Source organism: Vibrio sp. T20 (assembly GCF_007858795.1).
GTDB classification, from domain to species: Bacteria; Pseudomonadota; Gammaproteobacteria; order Enterobacterales; family Vibrionaceae; genus Vibrio; species Vibrio satsumensis.
In genome coordinates this window covers 106,024-128,801 of sequence record NZ_VFEB01000219.1, presented here as the reverse complement: position 1 = coordinate 128,801, position 22,778 = coordinate 106,024, and the positions used below count along the sequence as shown (strand labels likewise).

The 22,778-nt window shown below is 45.8% G+C and carries 20 protein-coding genes; 2 read left to right on the top strand and 18 right to left on the bottom strand.

Features of this window, described 5'->3' with window-relative positions; all coding sequences use genetic code 11:
• Nucleotides 1-25 precede the first annotated feature (25 nt).
• Nucleotides 26-895 carry a phosphoribulokinase gene (locus FTW16_RS22030; protein ID WP_010435210.1) on the top strand — a complete coding sequence of 290 codons (870 nt, stop codon included), beginning with the start codon at nt 26-28 and terminating at the stop codon, nt 893-895.
• 239 nt (nt 896-1,134) lie between these two features.
• The gene (gene crp, locus FTW16_RS22025; protein ID WP_004729651.1) at nt 1,135-1,767 is read left to right on the top strand and encodes a cAMP-activated global transcriptional regulator CRP; all 633 of its coding nucleotides are present in this window, start codon (nt 1,135-1,137) and stop codon (nt 1,765-1,767) included.
• 177 nt (nt 1,768-1,944) lie between these two features.
• Here crp and FTW16_RS22020 read toward each other — a convergent pair whose 3' ends face one another.
• From FTW16_RS22020 to pilM, 18 genes are all read right to left on the bottom strand, one after another.
• Nucleotides 1,945-2,736: a DUF1338 domain-containing protein gene (locus FTW16_RS22020; RefSeq protein WP_146492441.1), complete on the bottom strand. Its 792-nt coding sequence runs from the start codon at nt 2,734-2,736 to the stop codon at nt 1,945-1,947.
• 265 nt (nt 2,737-3,001) lie between these two features.
• Nucleotides 3,002-4,459: a succinylglutamate-semialdehyde dehydrogenase gene (gene astD / locus FTW16_RS22015; RefSeq protein ID WP_146492440.1), complete on the bottom strand. Its 1,458-nt coding sequence runs from the start codon at nt 4,457-4,459 to the stop codon at nt 3,002-3,004.
• Between the two features lie 39 nt (nt 4,460-4,498).
• Nucleotides 4,499-5,518, bottom strand: coding sequence for an arginine N-succinyltransferase (astA, locus tag FTW16_RS22010; RefSeq protein WP_123285401.1), 1,020 nt, complete (start codon nt 5,516-5,518; stop codon nt 4,499-4,501).
• A gap of 107 nt (nt 5,519-5,625) precedes the next feature.
• Nucleotides 5,626-6,837, bottom strand: coding sequence for an aspartate aminotransferase family protein (locus tag FTW16_RS22005; protein ID WP_048605374.1), 1,212 nt, complete (start codon nt 6,835-6,837; stop codon nt 5,626-5,628).
• A gap of 464 nt (nt 6,838-7,301) precedes the next feature.
• Entirely contained in the window at nt 7,302-7,880 is a 579-nt protein-coding gene (locus tag FTW16_RS22000; protein ID WP_009848915.1) for an aminodeoxychorismate/anthranilate synthase component II, read from the bottom strand.
• 200 nt (nt 7,881-8,080) lie between these two features.
• On the bottom strand, nt 8,081-10,675 hold the full coding sequence (locus FTW16_RS21995) for an ExeM/NucH family extracellular endonuclease (RefSeq protein ID WP_146492439.1): 2,595 nt from the start codon (nt 10,673-10,675) through the stop codon (nt 8,081-8,083).
• Nucleotides 10,676-11,060: 385 nt separating this feature from the next.
• On the bottom strand, nt 11,061-12,077 hold the full coding sequence (trpS, locus tag FTW16_RS21990) for a tryptophan--tRNA ligase (RefSeq protein ID WP_146492438.1): 1,017 nt from the start codon (nt 12,075-12,077) through the stop codon (nt 11,061-11,063).
• Nucleotides 12,078-12,228: 151 nt separating this feature from the next.
• The gene (locus tag FTW16_RS21985) at nt 12,229-12,915 is read right to left on the bottom strand and encodes a phosphoglycolate phosphatase (protein WP_146492437.1); all 687 of its coding nucleotides are present in this window, start codon (nt 12,913-12,915) and stop codon (nt 12,229-12,231) included.
• Between the two features lie 118 nt (nt 12,916-13,033).
• Complete coding sequence (gene rpe / locus FTW16_RS21980; protein WP_017068835.1) at nt 13,034-13,708, bottom strand: ribulose-phosphate 3-epimerase; 675 nt, start codon at nt 13,706-13,708, stop codon at nt 13,034-13,036.
• Between the two features lie 204 nt (nt 13,709-13,912).
• Complete coding sequence (locus tag FTW16_RS21975) at nt 13,913-14,758, bottom strand: Dam family site-specific DNA-(adenine-N6)-methyltransferase (RefSeq protein WP_017632098.1); 846 nt, start codon at nt 14,756-14,758, stop codon at nt 13,913-13,915.
• Between the two features lie 69 nt (nt 14,759-14,827).
• Complete coding sequence (locus tag FTW16_RS21970) at nt 14,828-16,345, bottom strand: SPOR domain-containing protein (protein ID WP_146492436.1); 1,518 nt, start codon at nt 16,343-16,345, stop codon at nt 14,828-14,830.
• A 79-nt stretch (nt 16,346-16,424) separates the two neighbouring features.
• On the bottom strand, nt 16,425-17,513 hold the full coding sequence (gene aroB, locus FTW16_RS21965; protein WP_017061124.1) for a 3-dehydroquinate synthase: 1,089 nt from the start codon (nt 17,511-17,513) through the stop codon (nt 16,425-16,427).
• A 25-nt stretch (nt 17,514-17,538) separates the two neighbouring features.
• A complete protein-coding gene (gene aroK / locus FTW16_RS21960) occupies nt 17,539-18,057 on the bottom strand; it encodes a shikimate kinase AroK (protein ID WP_017061125.1) in 519 nt (172 codons plus the stop codon).
• A 176-nt stretch (nt 18,058-18,233) separates the two neighbouring features.
• Nucleotides 18,234-19,952 (bottom strand): type IV pilus secretin PilQ, encoded by a 1,719-nt coding sequence (locus FTW16_RS21955; RefSeq protein ID WP_146492435.1) that lies wholly within the window; start codon nt 19,950-19,952, stop codon nt 18,234-18,236.
• Between the two features lie 35 nt (nt 19,953-19,987).
• Nucleotides 19,988-20,506, bottom strand: coding sequence for a pilus assembly protein PilP (locus FTW16_RS21950; protein ID WP_146492452.1), 519 nt, complete (start codon nt 20,504-20,506; stop codon nt 19,988-19,990).
• Nucleotides 20,493-21,122, bottom strand: coding sequence for a type 4a pilus biogenesis protein PilO (locus FTW16_RS21945; protein WP_146492434.1), 630 nt, complete (start codon nt 21,120-21,122; stop codon nt 20,493-20,495). Before FTW16_RS21945 ends, FTW16_RS21950 begins: the two co-directional genes overlap by 14 nt.
• Nucleotides 21,115-21,729, bottom strand: coding sequence for a PilN domain-containing protein (locus FTW16_RS21940; RefSeq protein WP_146492433.1), 615 nt, complete (start codon nt 21,727-21,729; stop codon nt 21,115-21,117). The genes FTW16_RS21945 and FTW16_RS21940 overlap by 8 nt, the downstream gene beginning before the upstream one ends.
• The gene (gene pilM / locus FTW16_RS21935) at nt 21,713-22,738 is read right to left on the bottom strand and encodes a type IV pilus assembly protein PilM (protein ID WP_146492432.1); all 1,026 of its coding nucleotides are present in this window, start codon (nt 22,736-22,738) and stop codon (nt 21,713-21,715) included. Before pilM ends, FTW16_RS21940 begins: the two co-directional genes overlap by 17 nt.
• Nucleotides 22,739-22,778: the final 40 nt, after the last annotated feature.

Below are 22,778 nucleotides of genomic sequence, written 5' to 3'. Positions count from 1 at the left end.
AGTTACTCAAACGACAAGGGTTGTCATGTCCGCTAAACATCCAATTATTGCGGTGACGGGTTCATCTGGAGCCGGCACCACCACTACCTCAGAAGCCTTCCGCAAAATGTTCAATATGATGGACGTGAAGGCTGCTTGGGTTGAAGGGGATAGTTTCCATCGCTTCACTCGACCAGAAATGGATGTCGAGATCCGAAAAGCGCGCGAACAAGGTAAGCACATCAGCTACTTTGGTCCACAAGCCAACGACTTTGGTGCGCTAGAAGAATTCTTCCGTAAATACGGTAACGAAGGTACAGGTAAGGTACGTAGCTACCTACACACCTTCGATGAAGCCGTGCCTTACAATCAAATGCCGGGCACCTTTACACCATGGCAAGAGATCCCTGAAAATTCCGACGTGATGTTTTACGAAGGCCTGCACGGCGGTGTGGTTGATGGTGACATTAACGTTTCTCAACACGTCGATTTGCTGATCGGCATGGTGCCAATTGTAAACCTAGAATGGATCCAAAAATTCGTTCGTGATACCCGCGATCGTGGCCACTCACGCGAAGCAGTAATGGACTCCATTGTTCGTTCAATGGATGATTACCTTAACTACATTACCCCGCAATTTTCGCGTACTCACATCAACTTTCAGCGTGTTCCAACCGTAGATACATCGAACCCACTTAACGCCAAAGGGATTCCAAGTTTAGACGAAAGCTTCGTTGTTATACGTTTGCGTGGCATCAAAAACGTCGATTTCCCCTACCTTCTGGCTATGATTGATGGTTCGTTTATGTCTCGTCATAACACGCTAGTGGTGCCAGGAGGCAAGATGAGTTTTGCTATGGAACTCATTGTGAGGCCAATCCTACAACAGCTCATCGAAACTGGAAAAATAGGTTAACAAAACGACGTTCTGGTTGATTACTTTTCATACCGTGATCATGTGCACAATTTTGCGTAAAAAATCGTAGCTTGGTCACGATTAAAATCAAGAAATAGTACCTGAAAAAGGATACTATTCTTAAACGAAACACAAGATAGCTTGCAGCACTCAACGAGTGCTCTTATCCTACAAGTCAATCCAGGCTTAGCTAAAATACGGAAAGCAGCAAGCATACCCTGCAGAGGAAGTGAGATATTATGGTTCTAGGTAAACCTCAAACCGATCCAACATTAGAGTGGTTCCTTTCACACTGTCATATTCATAAGTACCCTTCAAAAAGTACTTTGATTCATGCTGGTGAAAAGGCAGAAACCTTGTACTACATCGTTAAAGGTTCTGTGGCAGTTCTTATCAAAGACGAAGAAGGTAAGGAAATGATTCTTTCTTACCTAAACCAAGGCGACTTCATCGGTGAGCTTGGCTTGTTCGAAGAAGACCAAGAGCGTACTGCTTGGGTTCGTGCTAAATCTCCTTGTGAAGTAGCTGAGATTTCTTTCAAGAAATTCCGTCAACTTATCCAAGTGAACCCAGATATCCTAATGCGCCTTTCAGCGCAAATGGCAAACCGTCTACAAGTAACTAGCCAAAAGGTTGGTGACTTAGCGTTCCTTGACGTAACAGGTCGTATCGCTCAAACGCTACTAAACCTAGCGAAACAGCCAGATGCAATGACTCACCCTGACGGCATGCAAATCAAGATCACTCGTCAAGAGATTGGCCAGATCGTTGGTTGTTCTCGTGAGACAGTTGGTCGTATCTTGAAGATGCTTGAAGAGCAGAACCTAATTTCTGCACACGGTAAAACTATCGTGGTATACGGTACTCGTTAATCTCGATTAACTGAGCCAAAAATTTGAAAGCCACCAAATGCGAATTTGGTGGCTTTTTTGTTTTCTAAAGATCTAGAGAGCAGATGCGAATGGGACACTTACAACTTCCAAACACAAACACTCTCGAAGCGAAGCGTACCCGCATCTCTAGGGCAAAGCCCGTGCTCGTATCTTTCTTTAACCGTTGGTGCTTTCGAAGATCTTATCCGCCGATGCAGCGACAAAACCGGTATAAAGCTCACCATTCGCCATTGCATAACGCTTAGCAAACTCATAGAAGCCACCAGGAATCATCTCATTGCCTTCAATAAATGCCACTGGGACTTTGTCTGCCATGGTGGATGATTGCTCTAATAATACCTCTGGAGAGCCTTTCACCTCACCGCCTGATGCGTTAATCGTAAAGCCAGCATCACTCAGGTAATCATTCACTGCTTGTACTTCATCGAACTTGTTCAGTTGATTGACACTTACCGTGAAGTGGTTAGCACCGTAACCGTGAGCCGCTAACCAAGAGGCGTATTCGCTCTCTTTTGCTAGTACTTGGAAATCAGCGAAGCTCAAATCCCATTGGCGACCGCCGAACAAGAATTCATGACCTTGCAGCTTGCTAGCATCGACTTGCTCAACTAACTTAGCAACGATCTGTTGTAGCTCACTTGAGCACTCTTCTACCTTCAACTCACTGATGAACACTTTCGGTTGTTTTGGGTCTGGGTGTTCGTAATGCTTCGCGACTAGCTTCTTGCTCTCAAACAGGTAGTCTCCACACGCCTTGTAACCCAGTTCAAGGAAAGGTTTAGCTAGTGTTTCAATACCGAGAGGGGCAACATTAAAAGTACGCAGTGCAATATGGTCGTTGATCAGCGCTTCATCTTCTTTCAGCAAGTGATGCACTTTCTCAGCCGATGGACACAGCCTGTGAATGTAATCGTCCCATAGTGATTTAAAGAGTAGATCGGGCGTCATGGTGACTCCTTGTCAGAGGTTCTAGCAAGCTAGTAATTTGGATTAGAAAGGGAGAGGCTGGACACAGAGTCAGCAGCCATCAGCCTGTGACATATTTGTTCTATTATTATCTACCGCCCAATCTAGGTGTCGGACGTGATGGAAAAAGGAAGCGATAACACCACTTCCTTATTTCAAACTTAACGAATGAGCCTAGTACTGATAAGCCTAAGTCAAAAAGTCTTTAGCTTATAAACCTATGACTCATCAATCTATTGTTTAGAAACTAAAGCTCAATGCCCGGGCTAAACGTAGCTGGCAGTTGAGTTTCACCACCTTCCATTGAAGCCATTGGATAAGCACAATAGTCCGCCGCATAATAAGCACTTGGACGTAGGTTGCCAGAAGCACCCGGGCCACCAAATGGTGCATCACCACTTGCGCCTGTGAGTTGGCGATTACGATTAACAATACCCGCGCGGATATGGTCAACGAAGTATTCCCATTCAGAATCGTCTGTAGATACTAAGCCAGCAGACAAACCAAAGCGTGTGTCGTTAGCTAACTCAACCGCTTGCTCTAGCGATTGGTAACGAACCACTTGTAGTAATGGACCGAAGTACTCTTCATCAGGCAGTTCAGCAATGTTGGTTGCATCGATAATACCCGGAGTAACAAATGCCGCTTCACCCGCTTTTGCTTCAACCAGACTCACACCGCCTAACGATTGCAGATTCGCTTGCGCGTCCAGAATGAACTTAGCGGCAGCTTCAGATATTTGTGGCCCCATGAAGGGTGCTGGCTCAGCGAATGGCTGATCAACACGAATCTTCAAGGTCGCAGCAACGAGCTTATCCAGCAGTTGATCGCCCTCCTCTCCAACAGGAACATACAAGCGACGTGCACATGTACAACGTTGACCCGCACTGATGAAAGCCGATTGAATAATGGTATAAACCGTCGCGTCAGCATCACCAAACTGGTCACTGATTACCATAGGGTTGTTACCGCCCATCTCTAGCGCCAGCATCTTGCCCGGTTGGCCCGCGAATTGACGATGTAGGATATGACCGGTATTTGCACTACCTGTGAACAGCACGCCATCAAGACCTTTAGCATCTGCTAGTGCGATACCTGTCTCTTTAGCGCCCTGTACTAGATTGATTACGCCAGCAGGAAGACCCGCTTCTTGCCATAGCTTCATTGCAAACTCACCCGTCCAAGGTGTCTGCTCTGAAGGCTTAAATACCACGGTATTACCCGATAGCAGAGCTGGAACAATATGACCGTTAGGTAGGTGACCGGGGAAGTTGTAAGGACCAAATACCGCCATCACGCCTAGTGGACGATGACGAAGTACAATCTGGTTGCCAGCTGCTTCACGTGAAGCTTCACCGGTACGCTCATGGTAAGCACGAATGGAAATAGCAATCTTACCCGCCATCGCTCCCGCTTCAGTACGAGTTTCCCAGATCGGTTTACCCGTCTCTTTTGCGATGATTTGCGCAATTTCTTCGCTGTTCTCTTTAACTTTCTCAGCAAAGTTCAACACGATCGCTTCACGCTCTACAAAGCTCAGCTTTTTCCAAACCAAGAAGGCTTCACGAGCTGCTGCTACTGCAGATTCAACCTGTGCTGGCGTTGCGCTATCACCCTGCCACACTACTTCATTATTGTATGGGCTTACTGATGTCATGGCGTCACCTTGACCTGCCACCCACTGTCCTGCTATCCACTGAGTCATACTTCTATCCTTAAAATCTTCGACAGATAATCGCAGCTCTTACTGAGCCAACATGCGAACGAATTCGCCTTCTTTTACTTCAAGAGCGCTTGCTACTTCAGATGATAAAATCACTGTGTCGCTTGCTTGGTCATACGCGCCTTTCGCGGCTACTGCGCGGAAGTTCTCAAATGATGTATTCCCAATTAGGAAGTCTTTAGAGCTTGAGTGCTCTGCAATTTTCACCTGAGCTCTAATCGCATGACGCACAGATTCGATGTTTCTTAAATCACACTCAACCGTTGGGCCCGCATCAAAGATATCGACATAGCCACGGTTGGTGAAACCTTCACGTTCCAACAACTTAAGTGCAGGGCGCGTATTGTCATGAACCTCTCCGATCACCGCCTGAGCTTCTTTGCTCAGTAGGTTCACATAGATAGGCAGCTTCGGCATAAGATCAGCAATGAAGCCTTTCTTACCAATACCGGTTAGATAATCAGCAAGTGTGAAATCAATCGAGAAGAAGTGTTCTTGCAGCCATTGCCAGAAAGGAGAATTACCTTCGGCATCCGATACCCCCCGCATCTCAGCAAAAATTGTTTTCGAGAAACGCTCTGGGTGTTCAGCCATCAGTAGGAATCGGCACTTCGACATCAAACGACCGTTCAAACCACCACGGAAGTCAGGGCGCAAGAATAACGTGCAAATTTCACTGCATCCGGTGTAGTTATTACCAAAAGTCAGTAGCTTAACCACGTTATTAACGCCAAGCTTTTGCGATGAATGAACCACCTTGCTGATGTGATAAGAGTAAAACGGTACATCCCAGCCAATCGAGGCTTCGATACCCGTGGTACCTGCAACTTCACCCGTTTCGGTATCAAAGCCAACCATTAGGTAGCCTTCATCACCGGGTTCAGTCACGTCTGGTTTGGCAAAGCTGTATTCAGAGTGAGTAATACGGTTAGTTAACAGTTCTTCGTTAACAGGAAGAGATGTGAATCCGTGACCAGATTCAACCGCGCAAGTATGCAGCGCATCGTAATCAGATAATTTTATTGGGCGAACAACTAGCATCAATATTCCCTCCAGATGCAAAATAGGCCCAAAACCAGAAGCTTGGGCCTTTAGCAGAACGTCATGGGATCGCTCTATTGGCGATCATTCCTATGACGCCGCTCAGGCTAAACTAGCGTAGCAATTGCTTTGTCTAGTTTTGATAGGCCTTCTTCAATTTCTTGTGTAGTAATGACCAGTGATGGCGTGAAACGAACCACGTTTGCACCAGCAACCAGTACCATCAAGCCTTGTTCGCCTGCTGCTACTAATACGTCACGTGCACGGCCTTGCCACTCTTCGTTAAGCGCAGCACCTAGTAGTAGGCCTTTGCCACGAACTTCACTGAAGATTTGGTACTTGTCGTTAATCTTAGCAAGACCATCACGGAACAATGCTTCGCGCTCTTTCACGCCAGCTAATGTTTCAGGTTGGCTAACCACATCAACAACCGCTTCTGCAACAGCACACGCCAGTGGGTTACCACCGTAAGTCGAACCGTGCGTACCCACTTTTAGGTGCGTCGCAAGTTCAGACGTTGTTAGCATTGCGCCGATTGGGAAACCACCACCTAGTGATTTCGCAGTGCTTAGAATATCAGGTGTTACACCTAAGCCTTGGTAAGCGTAAAAGTTACCAGTACGGCCGTTACCGGTTTGTACTTCATCAAAGATAAGTAGTGCATTGTGTTTGTCACACAGTTCACGAACTGTGTTCACGAATTCAGAGGTTGGTGAGATGATACCGCCCTCGCCTTGCAGAGGTTCCATCATGATTGCACAAGTGCGATCAGAGATGTGCGCTTCTAGTGCTGCAATATCATTGTAAGGAAGGTGAGTCACATCGCCCGGTTTAGGACCGAAACCATCAGAGTAAGCTTCTTGACCACCAACCGTTACGGTAAAGAAAGTACGACCGTGGAAACCTTGTTTGAATGCAATGATTTCAGATTTCTCAGGACCGTGAACATCCGCCGCCCAACGACGAGCTAGCTTTAGAGCTGCTTCGTTCGCTTCCGCGCCAGAGTTTGCAAAGAATACTTTTTCTGCAAAACATACGTCTGTTAGCTTTTTCGCTAGACGCAGTGCAGGTTCGTTGGTCATCACGTTACTTAGGTGCCAAATCTTGTTTGCTTGCTCAGTAACTGCGTTAACCATTGCCGGGTGACAGTGACCCAAACAGCTCACAGCGATACCACCAGCAAAGTCGATATACTCTCGGCCTTGTTGGTCCCAAACGCGTGCGCCTTCCCCTTTTACCGGGATCATTTCCATTGGGTTATAACAAGGCACCATCACCTCATTAAACAGACTACGTTCTACTTTATTTTCCACTGTCATCGTACATTCCTTCTCGATACCGCAAGCTTCGCAAATAAGCGTAATGGTTCATAAGTAAGACAAAGATATTTTGTCTCGCCATAATCCCGCTGCAGCATTATATTTACATTTAATTAACCTTTTCAATAGTAGATTATTCTTTAGCCATCCCTAACAACCAGCTAAACGTCACTACCTATGACTATTTATGCATCAATTAATCTGTTTTATGAAGCTTTTTTTACCTAAACGTATAACCAGCAATAGCAAAGCCTTACTGGCACAGCGGTATATAGGGTTCGAGAGGAAATAAGGCGAATAATTTTGCATAGGCTAAAAACTTAGCGAAGCGAGAGAGAAATGTTATAAAAAGTGATCGGCGTCAGAGGGAGAGAGGCGCGTAAAGCCCGAATTTAAACGCTTAACGAATAGGCTGATAGGTTTAACTGGCTTATTTAGACGGAGAAAGAGTCAAATTTAAACACTTAGCGTGCTAGGAAGTTAGCGAGAAGCTGGTGTCCTTGCTCTGTTTTAATCGATTCAGGGTGAAATTGGACCGCATCAATCGGTAAGGTTTTGTGTTGATAACCCATGATCTCATCCATGCTGCCATCTTCAAATTCCGTCCAAGACGTCAGTTCAAAGCAATCTGGTAGCGTGCCATTTTTCACCACGAGTGAGTGGTAACGTGTCACAGTCAGAGGATTATTGAGTCCTTGAAAAACGCTCTTACCGTTATGACGGATCGGCGAGGTTTTACCATGCATCACTTGCCTGGCTCTCACCACTTCACCACCAAACACTTGAGCAATGGCTTGATGACCAAGACACACACCTAAGATCGGCAACTTACCCACGAAGTGTTCAATGACTTGCAGAGAGATTCCCGCATCATCCGGTGTACAAGGACCCGGCGAGATAACAAGGTGACTAGGATTCAGCGCTTCGATACCTGCGATATCAATCTCATCGTTGCGTACAACTTTTACAGTTACCCCTAACTCACAGAAATACTGATACAAGTTATAGGTAAAGGAGTCGTAGTTATCGATGATAAGTAACATGGGTCGAAATCGTTTGCTAAATACTAAAGGATTGGGAGATATAGGGGCGGTATTGTGCAATACCCATAGCGAAAGGCAAGTGGAAACTGCATTTCGCCAATAATTAAGGCCAACCTAGGTTGACCTTAATTGTTTACAGATAGCCTTAAGTTATCTGAATTGGCTTGCTTGTATGGCTTGCCAAGCTACTGACGATTTAGCTACTTGCGACGACGCCACATTGCTAGGCCAAACAATGACATCAACGCACCTAAGCCGAATGAACCGCCGACTCTGAGCTCAAGAACCGCAGGATCATGATCCGATGAACGGAAGTGATCCTGGTACTTAGGCAGGTCGCCTTTGTACTCTTCGTTGTAGTCAAACAACGTCGATTCACCACCGTTAATGTGCCAGTCAGTTGCATCCACCACCATGTCTTTCAGGCTATCGCTGATCAACAGGTGATCCAGTGCGCCCACTTCGTCATTGTATGAGTAGCTCCAGCTATCTGGGTGCTTTTGAGCTACAGCATTAATGTAACCGTAGTTCTTAGTAATCACCGCACCGCTATCACCAAACTGTTCAACACCATCAATGTAAGTGTTACGAGCCGCTTTGATTTGCTTACCGTATTTCTCTTCAGAGTAATCCGTTAGCACCAGCATTGGATCTTCCATGCCGTACGAGTTCATATCACCCAGAATCACTTTATGGCCTTCAATGCCGTCTAGCGCTTCACCCAAAGCAACTGCTGCAGCCACACGGAAGTTCTCACATGAGCCTTGCTTATCGGCGTCAACGCCACCTTGACCGCCCTGCTCGACCGGTGCAGCATCTTCCCAACACTTAGAACCTTTCGATTTAAAGTGGTTAATCGCAACGGTAAGTTTCTCTTTAGTGCCTTTAACTTTAAAGGTTGGCGCCAATGAGTCACGTTGGTAGTTCTTACCGTCTTCAATCACCTTGCCAGAATCGTCTAACACTTCTGGTGCTTGTTGGCTTGGCATCGCGATAACGCGGCTGTCTTTAAGCTTAACCACCTTCTTACGGTAAATAACACCCGTTGTAATGACATCAGTACCAATCGAGTCCATCTCGTCGGTTACGCCATCTTCATTAGAATCAACAGCCACAAAGGTATATCGGTCTTTCTTACGCTCAATGCGATCATTCAGCTGGTTAACAAGCTGTTGAATAGCAGAACCTTCACCAAAGCCGTTGTTCTCAATTTCCATCAAACCAATGATGTCAGCGTCTAGACGAAGAATCGCGTTTACAATCTTCTCTTGTTGTACTTCAAACTCAGTGATGGTGTTTGCACCACGGTTATTACCATGCTGGTTCGCATCACCACCAAATGGAGAGTTGAAGTAGTTCAGTACATTAAAGGTCGCAATACGTAAGTCGCCTTCATCCATATCTGGTTTGTCGGTACGCGGGTCGTTGCGAACGAAGTTTTCAGCGGTGATCTGGTTAGTCGTGATGAGGCGGTACTCGCCATAGCTGTAGGTCAACACGCCTTCTAGACCAACAATAGTGTCATCAATACGGATATAGTCTTCCGTTGAGCCATCTTGGTCGATGTCGGTACGACCAAAATCTGGGTAGAAAGGCACCTGTCCATCACCCGCTTTTTGATCGGTTTCAACGAAAAGACGGCGGTCTGCGTTGTCTTCAGTTTGCTGCTTCGCTTCGTCAGAACCTGCTGCAAAAAGCTGGTTCGGCTGCATGTTAATACGTTCATGTGCCAATACCATGTTGTTACGACGACCTGCGTAGTCATAACCAAAGGTGCGTGTCACACGCATATCAAGTGCTTCAGTTGTTTTCACCAACATGCCTTCGTAGCGCTCAAGCGTTGCTGCGAAGTTCTCATCACTGTCTAAGGCTTCAATCGCTGTCGCTTCTGGCGCCTGCTGCTCACCCTGCTTGAGCCATTGATTGTTTTCAACTTTAAGCTGAGTGTGGCTGTAGTATTCTTGAACCTTACCTTTCACACACACCACATCACCGGCTACTAGCTCTGAGCTCGACTGGTTGGTATGAATAAATAGGCCTTCAGAAGTGCTTGAGTTGAAATCATCCTCAAGTGCTTGCAGGTAGAAGCCCTTGGTTAGGCCTGTTGTCACCGCACTTACCACACCTTTAACGAAGTACTCATCGTCCGTGATGTACGGATAGCCATCAATGAACGGTGATGTTGCACCCTCGCCTTGGATCTCTTGAATGGTGGTGAATACTGGGTCAGAGCCATCTTGTGTACAAGTGAACGCTTCTGGCAGTTCAACATTGTCTAATGAACCTAAGCCTTCAATGCTGTCTTTTGGTAACGACACCCACTGTGAAGCATCGAATGTTGCCGAAGGAGTTTGTGTCGCTCGAACCAAAGTAACATCTTTACCCCAATCCACATCACCCATCAAACCAACAATATCGTGTACCGAGTTATCTGAATTCAAGATAGCCAGCGGGTCGTCACCGTTATGGTTAGCAATCGACGCGTTGAGAATGTCAGCGACGGCTTTAATCTCATCACTCGCACTCGTATGAGCGACAACAAGTACCTCACCAGGCGCTAAAACGTGGCCATCCAAAGGTAAAGTGGCGCCCCATGAGCCGTTGCCATTCGCAGACTTCGCCAGCGAGTAACCATCTAAATTCATGCTGCTATCGCCGTTATTAGCAATCTCAACCGCTTTGTTGTAGCTGCCGCCTTCCACATATTGTGAAATAAACAAATCAGCGTGTGCACTTGCTGTTAACAAGCTACCAATTGCCACTGCTAGCAATGAAGGTTTGTGTAAAAGAGCCATCCGTTTCACCTGAGTTCATCGATTTATAGTTACTGCCGTCTGTTGGCAGTCATGTATTTTGTGGTAACTATCAGGTTTATTTATGAAAGGAATAAGTCAGTTAGCAAGAAAATGAGGAACTTATCACTTAATAATCACCAATTGTTTGGCACGTTATATATTTCCAACATATATAGAAACGAGCATAATTTTATAAAGCCCGAGAGGGCCAAATAAGATCATCTGCACAACATTAAAGCCACGAGTGTGCTAGCCAAATACTGCGTAAATTATCAATTCAAACAAAGGGTTTTCGGGGAGGGCAAATGGAATGGGCATTAAAAAGCCCAAAGTAAACAAAAATTACTTTGGGCTCAAATTCTCAAGCGAGTTATTTTAGTTCAATCTATGGGCGAGTAACAAAACCTACTGCTTCGTATGCTTTTTTCAGAGTCACAGCAGCACGCTCAGAGGCTTTTTCAGCACCCGCTTTCATTACTGAGTCCATGTAAGCGCGGTCAGCACGGATACGATGGTATTCAGCTTGAATCGGCTCAAGCATCTCAACTAATGCTGCGCCTACATCTTTCTTGAATGGACCGTACATTTCAACGCCTTGGTACTGCGCTTCGATCTCTTCAAACGTTTTACCCGTCGCCGCAGAGTAAAGACCCATTAGGTTAGAGATACCCGCTTTGTTTTCCCAATCGTGAGCAATACGTGGTGGTGTTTCTGCATCGGTTTGCGCTTTGTTGATCTTCTTGATGATCGACTTAGGCTCTTCTAGCAGAGTAATCACGTTCTTACGGTTGTCATCCGACTTAGACATCTTCTTAGTTGCATCTTGCAGGCTCATTACACGTGCATTCACGGTTGGAATGTAAGGTTCTGGCACTTGAAAGATTGGCATTTCAGGACCGTAGATGTTGTTGAAACGAGTGGCGATATCACGCGCTAGCTCTAGGTGTTGTTTCTGGTCGCTACCTACTGGCACTTGGTGAGCACCGTAAAGCAGGATGTCTGCAGCCATCAACACTGGGTAGTCGTATAGACCTACGTTTACGTCGTTTGAATGACGTGCAGACTTATCTTTAAACTGAGTCATACGGCTCAGTTCACCCATTTGCGTGTAACAGTTAAGAAGCCAACCAAGTTGAGCATGCTCTGGTACGTGTGACTGAACAAATAGCGTGCTCTTCTTTGGATCAACACCGACAGCAAGACAGATTGCTAGTGCGTCTAGAGTCGCTTCATGCAGTGCTTTCGGGTCTTGGCGAACCGTAATTGCGTGAAGGTCTACAACACAGTATTGGCAATCGTAATCATCTTGCATCTGTTGCCATTGACGTAGAGCACCCAAGTAGTTACCGATACTTAGTTCACCAGATGGTTGAACACCACTCAATACGATGGGCTTGCTCATGGTTTTAATTCCTTTGCTTATTCGCTAAGCTTATTGAACGCTTAGCTTCTTAACTTAAATATAGAAAAGCCGCACAGCTCTTTCTGCGCGGCTCATCCAGTGTACTCATTGATAAGTATTTTGCTAGTGGGTTAGCTAACTTTTGTACGCTTTATGCTGAAACTAGAACGACATCTAGTAATTGAGCAACGTTATCCGCCACATAGTCAGGGTTTGATGCTGAAATTGGCTCGCCGTGGTTGTAGCCGTAAGTCAGACCAAATGAGTGGCAACCCGCATTCTTCGCCGCTTTGATATCGTTGCTTGAATCACCAACCATCAACATCTCTTCCGCTTTCACGTTGTGCTTTTCTAGCAACCAGTTCAGCGCTACTGGGTTCGGTTTTTTCTCTGGGAAAGAGTCTCCGCCCAACACATCAACAAAGTACTTATCGATACCGTGTTGCGCCAGAACGTCGGGTACAAACTTCGATGGCTTGTTGGTCACAAGCGCCATAGTGAAACCCGCTTTATGTAGTTCAGCTAGCGTCTCTTTTACTGATGGGTAAAGGTGGCTCAGCTTATGGCCGCCCTGCTCGTAGAAATCATCAAACAGGATGCGTGCTTTCTTCAGCAGCTCAGGCTCTAGGCTTGGGTCAACCGCAAGGTTGCGGCTGAGTGAACGCCCGATAAGCACGTCAGCACCATTACCCACGTAGTCGCGAACTTGTTCTTCACTCACTGAAGGGAAACCCAGTTCCTGACAAGCTTGGTCAGCGGCGACAGCCAAATCAGGCACGCTGTCTAACAAGGTTCCATCCAAATCAAAGGCGATCAGTTTTATTGAGCTTAATGACATCTTACTTTCCTATTAATTATATTCGTCTTATGTGTTGAGCGATAAGACGTAAAAAAGGGGCCAATGAGCCCCTTTATCTAAATTTTTGATTTTAGGTCAACTGACCCTAGTTCTACTTTTATGCGTTAACTTTTGCAAGCTCTGCACGCATCTCATCAATCACTTCTTTGTAATCTGGTTGATTGAAGATAGCTGAACCTGCGACGAACATATCTGCTCCCGCTTCTGCGATTTCACGGATGTTATCAACCTTCACGCCGCCATCAATCTCAAGGCGAATATCACGACCTGATTCGTCAATTAGCTTACGAACTGCACGTAGCTTATCAAGCGTGTGAGGAATGAAAGATTGACCACCAAAACCAGGGTTCACAGACATTAGTAGAATCATGTCTACTTTGTCCATGATGTAATCTAGGCAAGACAGAGGTGTTGCTGGGTTAAGAACGACACCCGCTTTACAGCCGTGTTCTTTGATTAGCTGTAGAGTGCGATCGATGTGTTCTGATGCTTCAACGTGGAAAGTAATCATTGATGCGCCCGCTTTTGCAAACTCAGGCACGATGCTGTCGACTGGTTTAACCATTAGGTGAACGTCGATAGGAGCAGTAATGCCGTAGTCGCGCAGCGCTTTACAGATAGGCGCGCCAAAAGTCAGGTTAGGTACGTAGTGGTTGTCCATCACATCGAAGTGCACAACATCAGCACCAGCTGCGAGTACTTTTTCTACGTCTTCACCAAGACGAGCAAAATCTGCAGACAAAATCGATGGAGCAATTAGAAAATCTTTCATACCAAACCTCTTAAGAGTGAGTAAATTGCGAATGTCACCGCCTTAGTGAGCTCTCATACACAAATACAAGACTCAAGCCCAAGACTATTTGGTGTGCAATTCTACCTAAGCACCTAAGCAGATCCTAGCAGTTCGAAAGATTAGTTTAAGAAAGTATCCGTTGGTCACTCAATTTAATGAGTTTAGCGGTGATTCTGACCAGTACTATTCCGCTGATACGTGTTGCTGGTTTTTCTCTTTATGGAAAAGCGCCAGTAACTCATCAACTTTATTACGCCCAGCGCCGTTACGGCTGATGGTGCGCTTCACCTTCACCACGTTCAGTTCCGCACCATGATATAAGCGACGCGTTAGTGTCGTATCGTGGTTTGAAATCAAAACTGGAATACCACGTTCCATTGCGGCTTTTTCAGCGACATCAGCCAAGGCTGCCTGATCATCTAAGCTGAAGCCATTACCTGCGTAAGAGGTAAAGTTAGCGGTATTTGATAGCGGTGCGTACGGAGGGTCACAGTAAACCACGCAGCCTTTGCGAGCACGGCTAAAGGTTTCATGGTATCCCTCACAGACGAAGGTGGCCTTTTTCGCTTTCTCAGCAAAAAACTCCAGCTCTGCTTCTGGGAAGTAAGGTTTTTTGTAAGAACCAAACGGAACGTTAAAACCGCCCTTCTTGTTGTAACGACACAAGCCATTGAAGCCAAAGCGGTTCATATACAAGAAGGCAAGCGAACGATACATGACGTTGTCGGTATCGTTGAACTGAGCACGAATATCTAGAAAGGCTTCTTTGCGATTGTTCTCAGGACAGAACCAGCGCTTCGCTTCCGTGATATAGGTTTCAGGATCGGTTTTAAGTAGATTGTACAGGTTGATAAGATCGGGATTGATATCAGCTAGTAGGTACTGTTCAAAGTCAGTATTCAGAAATACTGAGCCGGCACCGACAAACGGTTCTACCAATTTACGAGCAGGTGGCAGGTGACGTTGGATGTCTTCAACTAGGCCATATTTACCACCAGCCCATTTTAGAAAGGCACGCTGCTTTTTCATTTACTGCTCTATCTATCAACTCAAAAATAAGGCTGCGGAATGTAACATATTTTGAGGCTAAGCTCAGGGTTATTTCGCACGTTCTATCTCTCGATGTACTTGATTCATCGATTTTGCCCAAGGTTCCAACTGTTGAAGTGGTTTTGATAACGCACTTACCGCATCTCGCGCCACTTGAATCGTTGGGTAATCTTGATAAGTGATAATAAACCACTTGGTGTCGTTACGAAGTGTTGGGTAAATACGAACCTTGTTCTCAAGGTCATACTCTTCAATGAAAGATTGTACGTCTTCCAATGAAGTCATCGCACTCAACTGCAAGGTATACGCGCGCGGCGAGATAGCTTGCAACTCTTCACGAGCAAATGAGAAGGTGATCTTTTTGGTCGGCGGTGTTGAGTCAGTTAGGTCTGATTCTTCATCGACTGTTGGTTGTGGTTCGGCTTGTGCAGAATCAGGTTGCGCGCTAACCGCTGCAGCTGTGTTTTCTTCAACTGCAGCATCAATCGCACTGGTATCCGCACTCTCAGGTTTATCATCAAGCAGAGCATCAACCACGTCAGAGGTGATCACAACACGCTGCTGATCTTGTTCGACTTCTCCAACACTCGCGGTATCTTCAACGACAGTCGGTGGCAGAGACGAACTATCATCATCGGCACCTTGGTAACTCATGTCGGTTTCAGCTTCCGAATCAACAGAACCATCGACGCCAGTTTGTTCAGTGCCACTTTCCACTTCAAAGGTTGGAATAGCCGTCTGTTCAATCGGTGCGATAAGCGACTGCGCTTTATCGTCTGGTGTTGGTTGACTGAACATCCACCAATAACCACCACCAATTAACAACAATAACAAAGCCACCACGATCGCGATATTGATGGGTGAGCCAATGATTGAGCGAATAATAATCCTTTTTTCCACTTTCAATTCTCCTAAAGCCATTAACTCGCCGGGCAGAGGTTGCGCTTTACTAAACGCACGTCGCACGCGAGTTTCAGACTCATCATCAACATATCGAATCACCAGTGATTCAAAGAAATGTTCAGCTTCTGGTTGCGAAAGGTCATCGATCTCAAGATCGATAGGCTTGTGTTGTTGACCGTAACTCAAACGCGTTAACAACGTATCTAAGTGGCCAGGTTCCGAGAAGAGAACGATATTGATCGTCCATTGAGGGTTTGATTGAGCTTCTAGTACCAACATCCATAATTCGGATACCAATAGCTCAGAAAGTCGTTGGGCATCATCAACGACGATAACCACATTGCACGGCTCTCCATCCAGTAACCTTGTCAGGCTATCTGATAAAGAATCATGTTGATTAAACAGGGGGTCAGAAACAATTTGGCTAAGAATAAGTGCGCGACGTTGTTGATCGTCCTGGCTTGGATGACAAAGCAGTAAACACTGATTTTTTTCTGTCGACCATGCTTCAAGATAACGCTGAGCCAACCAAGATCGGCCAGAGCCAACTTTACCAGCAACCGTCACAAGGTTTGAACCAAAGTTAGTCAAAAGCTGTAAGCGCTCTAGCAGCTCAACTTGAGACTCTAACTCTAATACTCTTAATTCATGAGCCAAACTCATTGGGGATCCCTACTGATAAGATCGATCAGTAAAACGCTTCAGTTGCCTAGAGTTTAGCTAGGCAACCTCACAACCAAATTTAAAGAGTACGGCAGAAATCGATCGCTTGTTTAATGATGTCTTGAGGCACATCAGCAACCACTTCAGCAGTACCAATACTTGTTGGTAATACCAAACGTAACTGACCAGACAGCACTTTTTTATCGCGCATCATATGCTTCATAAAGTCTTCAAAAGACATGCTTTCTGGCGTATGGATTGGTAGTTTCGCATTCTTGAGTATAGAAATAATTCGCTCAAGTTGCTGCTGAGAGATCAGCCCCTGTAATTGAGCTGTTTTAGCTGCCATTACAGTGCCTGACGACACAGCTTCACCATGTAGCCAATTACCATAGCCTAGTTCTGCTTCAATCGCATGACCAAATGTATGACCTAGGTTCAATAACGCTCTGATTCCTGACTCTTTTTCATCTAGAGCCACCACTTCAGCCTTAATTGCACAACAACGAGCAATCGCGGTGATCAGTGCTTCTTCATCAAGTTGATAAAGTTTCTCTAGATTCTGCTCCAACCAATCAAAGAAGGCTTCATCGTAAATGATGCCGTATTTGATCACCTCAGCAATGCCCGCTGCAAACTCACGCTCTGGAAGCGTTGATAAACAGTTGGTATCGATGATCACAGATTTCGGTTGGTAAAAAGCACCGATCATATTCTTACCAAGAGGATGGTTTACTGCGGTTTTACCACCAACAGAAGAGTCCACTTGAGAAAGAAGGGTCGTCGGGATTTGAATGAAATCAATACCGCGTTGGTAACAAGAGGCAGCAAAACCGACCAAGTCACCGATTACACCACCACCTAAAGCAATCACCACCACATCGCGGCTGTAATTTCCTTCAAGCATGTAGCTCATCACTGAATTGAACGTTTCAAGGGTTTTGTACTGTTCACCGTCTGGCAGCTCGAGAAGAGATGTCTGACAGCCGACTTGATCCAATAGCGATAAAATTTTATCAGCATAAAGAGGCGCTACTGTCACATTACTGATAACAACAACTTTCTGCTTACCTGATAAAAAAGAAAGGTACGCCGGGTCTTCAAATAACCCGGCGCCAATAGAGATAGGGTAGCTACGCTCAGCTAGATTGACCGTAATCCGTTCCATGGGTTTGCTCTCCGAAAAAATGAACTTAACGTTCTTCTAGCATTTTTACGATCTGGTTGGCTACCACTTTTGCACTTTGGTCGTCAGTACGAACTGTGTAGTCCGCCACTTCTTCGTATAGTGCGTTGCGAGATACAGCTAGATCTTCTAGCACATCACGCGGGTTGTCTGTTTGAAGTAGAGGGCGTTTCTTGTCGCGGTTAGTGCGAGCAAGTTGCTTTTCAATTGTTGTCTCTAGGTATACAACAATGCCTCGTGCAGATAGACGGTTACGGTTTTCTTTGCTCAACACTGAACCACCACCTGTCGCAAGAACAATACCTTGTTCTTCTGTCAGATCATTGATTACAGATTCTTCGCGCTTACGGAAACCTTCTTCGCCCTCAACATCAAAAACCCATGCGATGTCTGCGCCAGTGCGCTCTTCGATCACAGTGTCAGAGTCTAGAAACTCCATATGAAGTTGGGAAGCTAGGTGTCTACCAATTGTACTTTTGCCGGCGCCCATTGGGCCAACAAGAAAAATATTGCGTTTCTCAGCCATGTTTTTAGCAGTAATTTACAACGTTAATTCAATGACATCGCCACAAGGTAGGTCAGTACAAGTACTGAAATTAAAAGGCCCGTGGCACCGATTCCTCACAGATAATTCGTGATAAGACCCGAAATTATCAAGGTTAGGTGCCACTAATGCAACTTTATTTTTAATCTAATTGTTCATTACTGAATCACAACTTTAGGTGTGACAAAAATAAGCAGTTCACTTTTACCCACATTTTCATAGCTGCGACGGAACAATGCACCCAAAACTGGCAGGTCTCCTAACAGAGGAACTTTATCCACCGTACTGCTCACGCTGTGTTGAAATATCCCGCCAAGCACGACAGTTTCACCATTATTAACAAGCACTTGCGTACCTATTCTTTGCGTATCAATTGCGACCGCCTCACCGGTTCCGGTTTTTACCACTTGCCCTGGTCTATCTTGAGTCACGCTCAAATCCAATACCAAACGATTGTCGGGCGTGATCTGCGGTGTCACCTTAAGACTCAACACGGCTTTCTTAAACGCGACCGACGTAGCGCCACTTGAAGAGGACTCTAAATAAGGAATTTCAGTACCTTGCTCAATATAGGCGGGCTTTTTATTGGTGGTGATTAAGCGTGGGCTCGAAATAATTTCAGCTTTCGACTCTTGTTGCAGTGCTGACAATTCAAGATCAAGCAAGGTATCCGAACCCAACTTGGCTACCTGAAACGCAATACTCGAAGCGTTCGGCGATGTTGCTCCTAAATTTACGTTGAGATAGTCATCAATCACGCTGCTGCCGCTATCGTCGTCATACGGCGTAATCGCTGATGGGTGGTTACCTTCAATTGAACCGCCAACGGTGAAGCTTCCGTTGGTTGATGAAACACCCCAGCGCACACCAAGCTCATCCAGGTTACCCTCGGTAACAGTGACGATACGCGCCTCTATCTGTACTTGCTTCACTGGAATGTCTAACGATTCAATGATGCCTCGGATCACGGCAATGTTTTCTTCCAGCTCACGAATGAGTAGTGAGTTGGTGCGCTCATCAATAGTAATTGAGCCACGATCGGACAACATACTGACCGCGCCTTCACCGCCAATCATGTCGGCAATGTCGGTGGCTTTAGCAAAGTTAATCTTGATGATTTCCGACTTAAGCTCCCCTAACTCCTCTTCCAAGCGAGATTTCTCTAACGCTTGTTGCTCTCGAAGATCGAGTTCCGCTTTCGGCGCGACCAAGATAACATTGCCATCAACACGCTTATCCAAGCCTTTAACTTGCAAGATAATGTCGAGAACTTGCTGCCAAGGTACGCCATCTAAACGTAACGTCAGGTTTCCGGCTACCGAATCAGACACCACGAGATTGAAATCGTTATAGTCGGCAATCAACTGCAGGACATTTCGTACTGGGATATCTTGGAAGTTAATCGATATCAACTTGCCCTCTTTCTCTAGAACGCTTTTTTCTTTGGTCACTTCATCAATAACCGGTTTGCTGATCACCACCTCAATAAAGCGCCCCTTTAGATTATATTCATACTGATAGTCATTGCTAATCGTCGCTAGAAGCCGAGTGCTTGGTGTCTCTTTGTAGACCTCAATACCTTCAACCAAGGTGGCGAAGTCTTTCACATCCAGTAGGTAAAGCTTGTCATCATCAACCTGAGTATTGATTAACTCGATACTTAACCCTTCCTGAGCACGTTGAACATCCACCACAGCGGTACTGGTCGCCAGCTCAATGATGATGACGGCGTCTTTATCCTTGTTCACTCTAAAATCAATATTCTCTAATTTATTAGGTAAGCTCTCGGCATAGCTGAGCACGCTAACAACCAACATCACAGACACAGCAAAACCTTGTAGAGCCTTGCTTACTAATCTACTTATTCCTTTAATCATATTTACATCTCATATCCACATCATGTGACATTGGTTTACTTCAGAGCCAGCCTAACGTTGCGCTTATGCCAACAACCTAAGCCATCTGGAAGAGTTTCATTAATCTGAACGTACTGGCTCGTCACCTTAGTAACTCGGCCATTGTTTAAGCCGATAAACTGGCCTTTCTTGACGTTTACCACGTTGCCTTTGGGTGTTTGCACTAAGCCAAATACACTTGTTCCGCTTCCCATAACGCCTCTTAAACGAAGCTTACTCAACGGGTACTTCTCTAACTTGCCATTGCGAGAACGGGCGCTGGGTTGCCAACAGTCTTTTTTCACCAAGGGTTGATTTTGCACAATGGCTTCTTTAGGCAGTTCAAAGGGAGGACGAAAAGCTTGGCGCTGATAGGTCGCCGCCGTGAATTCAGTTGCTGGGACAAGTTGCTCAACGTCTTTTCTGGCCTTGGCTTCAACTTGCGTGACAAAGTCTGGCAGTGAGTCTTGATTAGCCTTGCAGCCTGATAACGCAAGCAGCAACACGATTGAGTAAAACGCACTATTGGGTTTCATCATTGACCTCCGATTTAAACTGGTAGGTATAAGCTCGAACCCTAAAGTGCAGCGTGCTGCTTTCTTGACTGACTCGCTGCCAATTCACATCATCAAAGCTGATAATGCGCGGCAGCTTGGCGATGGCAGCAGAAAAGTCACCAATCTCGTGATAGTCACCTGTCAGCTCAATATTGAGAGGCAATCGATAGAGGAACTCCTTGTTCTGCTTTTGCCCCCAATCAATTCGCGTGAAGGTCAGCGAGTTATCCAAGCCGAGCTCATTCACTGAGGCCAACATGCTCGCCAACTCCTTTTGAACGGGCAGCTGCTCTAACAAGTAATCGTAACGGCTGGTTAACTCCTCTAATTGGCTCTGGAGTTTAGGTAAGGCTGCAACCTTATTCGCCTTTATTCGCAAGGTCGTTTTTAAGGTGTGCTCCTGTTGCTTCATCTGTTGCAGTTCATCGTCGAGCGGCAGCACATAAAGCCAAGTGCCAACACCTTGGATTAACACTATCAACACCAGAATCACGAGAAGCTGAGGCAACAATGGCCATTCGGTGATCTCATCAACATCGAGGTCTTGCAAGCTCATTCTATTTTGCCAACTAATCCTATTTTGAAGGTTAGCCATGATGTGCCCCCTTCTCTTTTCTGCTCGCGGCAGTGCTCTCTACGGTTGTGTTTTCTAAAGACACTGGGCTGAACACAAAAGAGACCTTGAAGGTCTGAAACTCTTTATTGAAGCGTTTGCGGTTATGAACGATAGAGTGCATCTCAACCCCTTTCAGAGAATCTGAACGCTCGAGGTTATCCAACATGGTAGCGAGACGAGCCGTACTGTCGCTGATGCCCGACATTTCAATCTCCTGACCATTCATCTTTATCTTATCGACATACACGCCCTCAGGAATCAGATCCGGCATCAAGTTCATAAAGTCGGTGGTCTTATTGCGGCCAAGCTGCAGCGACTCCACTACATCAAGTCGAGTCAGAATGGCTTTGTGCTCTTGCTCTGCGACTTTTAATGACTGAATTTGTCGGTCGAGCTCAGCGATGTACTGATTGAGGTAATTGAGGCGAGTTTGCTGCTTGGCTTGTTGGTCTTGAAAATAGTGGCCAACCGCCCATTGCCCTGTAAGCGCTATGATGACGCCAAGAATGACCAGATGGATAAAGCGCTTCTTGTGCTGAGCACGAATCTCATCACGCCACGGCAGCAGGTTAATTTGATGCAGCATGCTTTTCTCCCTGCCACTTGAGTCCATTCATCGCCATACCCGCGGCAATGCCAAAGTGTTGCAAGTCCATTGGCAGTCGACGTCTCTTGGCGACCTTGTTCTCAAACAGAGACAAAGGATTCAATGACTCACAGCTCAACTGAAAATGGCGCTCTAGCTCTTCGGTTACCATAGGAATGCTGGCACCCTCACCCATCAGCCAGATCCCAGAGATAGGTTGCTGCGCATTTCCCGATGAATAGAGCTGTAATTGACGCTTGAGCTTCTCAATCAAATTAACAATGAATTGATGGGTATCTTCAGCCGTGCCGAGCACACCTTCTGTATCACTTGGGTTATCCGAGCTACGAAGATCTTGAGTACCAAAAGCGATGTCTTTATAGAAAGGCGCTGAATTCTGCGGGATAACTCCTAGCGACGTTTGGTCGATGCCAACATCCACCAGCAGCCAGTTTTTCTTTTCGGGATACAGACGCGAGGCTAGTTGCCAGATATTGAGTAGCCCATGTGCCTGTGTATCTACCACCACAGGTTTAAAACCAGCCTTAGTTAATGCATAAGCTCGGCTATCCACCACTTCCTTACGAGTGGCGTATACCTGATAACTGCTTGTCGAACCTTTACCAAATCGTTTGTCTTCCAGCTTTACAAAATCTAAACTCAGCTCCTCGATAGGAAAGGGAGATTGATGGGCGAAGGTTTGATAGATAGAAAACTCTTTTTCTCTGTCTTCTAACTCAGTCTCTATTTGCAGTACTTTGCTGATCACCGTGTTATCAGGTACCGAAATGGCGACGTTGCGACAGCCAAAAGGCAGCCCTTTCCTAAGTTCTTTAAGTTTCTTAACAGTTTTCTGATACTCCAAAGTATGGTTAGCTGTAAAAATGTCGTCCGAAATCGGCAGCTCTTTGTATCCCACTAGGGCATACAACTTCCCCACGGGTTTTAGTACCACGGCTTTGATGCTGTGATGATTTATATCTATACCTGTAATTAATGATGAACCCATGTGACCTAGCTCCTGAAGTGCCAAGCATTTCGTTGATTAT

Coding starts and splice junctions, on each gene's coding strand:
- FTW16_RS22030 (WP_010435210.1), top strand. CDS start 26: ATGTCCGCTAAACATCCAATTATTGCGGTGACGGGTTCATCTGGAGCC.
- crp (WP_004729651.1), top strand. CDS start 1,135: ATGGTTCTAGGTAAACCTCAAACCGATCCAACATTAGAGTGGTTCCTT.
- FTW16_RS22020 (WP_146492441.1), bottom strand. CDS start 2,736: ATGACGCCCGATCTACTCTTTAAATCACTATGGGACGATTACATTCAC.
- astD (WP_146492440.1), bottom strand. CDS start 4,459: ATGACTCAGTGGATAGCAGGACAGTGGGTGGCAGGTCAAGGTGACGCC.
- astA (WP_123285401.1), bottom strand. CDS start 5,518: ATGCTAGTTGTTCGCCCAATAAAATTATCTGATTACGATGCGCTGCAT.
- FTW16_RS22005 (WP_048605374.1), bottom strand. CDS start 6,837: ATGACAGTGGAAAATAAAGTAGAACGTAGTCTGTTTAATGAGGTGATG.
- FTW16_RS22000 (WP_009848915.1), bottom strand. CDS start 7,880: ATGTTACTTATCATCGATAACTACGACTCCTTTACCTATAACTTGTAT.
- FTW16_RS21995 (WP_146492439.1), bottom strand. CDS start 10,675: ATGGCTCTTTTACACAAACCTTCATTGCTAGCAGTGGCAATTGGTAGC.
- trpS (WP_146492438.1), bottom strand. CDS start 12,077: ATGAGCAAGCCCATCGTATTGAGTGGTGTTCAACCATCTGGTGAACTA.
- FTW16_RS21985 (WP_146492437.1), bottom strand. CDS start 12,915: ATGTCATTAAGCTCAATAAAACTGATCGCCTTTGATTTGGATGGAACC.
- rpe (WP_017068835.1), bottom strand. CDS start 13,708: ATGAAAGATTTTCTAATTGCTCCATCGATTTTGTCTGCAGATTTTGCT.
- FTW16_RS21975 (WP_017632098.1), bottom strand. CDS start 14,758: ATGAAAAAGCAGCGTGCCTTTCTAAAATGGGCTGGTGGTAAATATGGC.
- FTW16_RS21970 (WP_146492436.1), bottom strand. CDS start 16,345: ATGAGTTTGGCTCATGAATTAAGAGTATTAGAGTTAGAGTCTCAAGTT.
- aroB (WP_017061124.1), bottom strand. CDS start 17,513: ATGGAACGGATTACGGTCAATCTAGCTGAGCGTAGCTACCCTATCTCT.
- aroK (WP_017061125.1), bottom strand. CDS start 18,057: ATGGCTGAGAAACGCAATATTTTTCTTGTTGGCCCAATGGGCGCCGGC.
- FTW16_RS21955 (WP_146492435.1), bottom strand. CDS start 19,952: ATGATTAAAGGAATAAGTAGATTAGTAAGCAAGGCTCTACAAGGTTTT.
- FTW16_RS21950 (WP_146492452.1), bottom strand. CDS start 20,506: ATGAAACCCAATAGTGCGTTTTACTCAATCGTGTTGCTGCTTGCGTTA.
- FTW16_RS21945 (WP_146492434.1), bottom strand. CDS start 21,122: ATGGCTAACCTTCAAAATAGGATTAGTTGGCAAAATAGAATGAGCTTG.
- FTW16_RS21940 (WP_146492433.1), bottom strand. CDS start 21,729: ATGCTGCATCAAATTAACCTGCTGCCGTGGCGTGATGAGATTCGTGCT.
- pilM (WP_146492432.1), bottom strand. CDS start 22,738: ATGGGTTCATCATTAATTACAGGTATAGATATAAATCATCACAGCATC.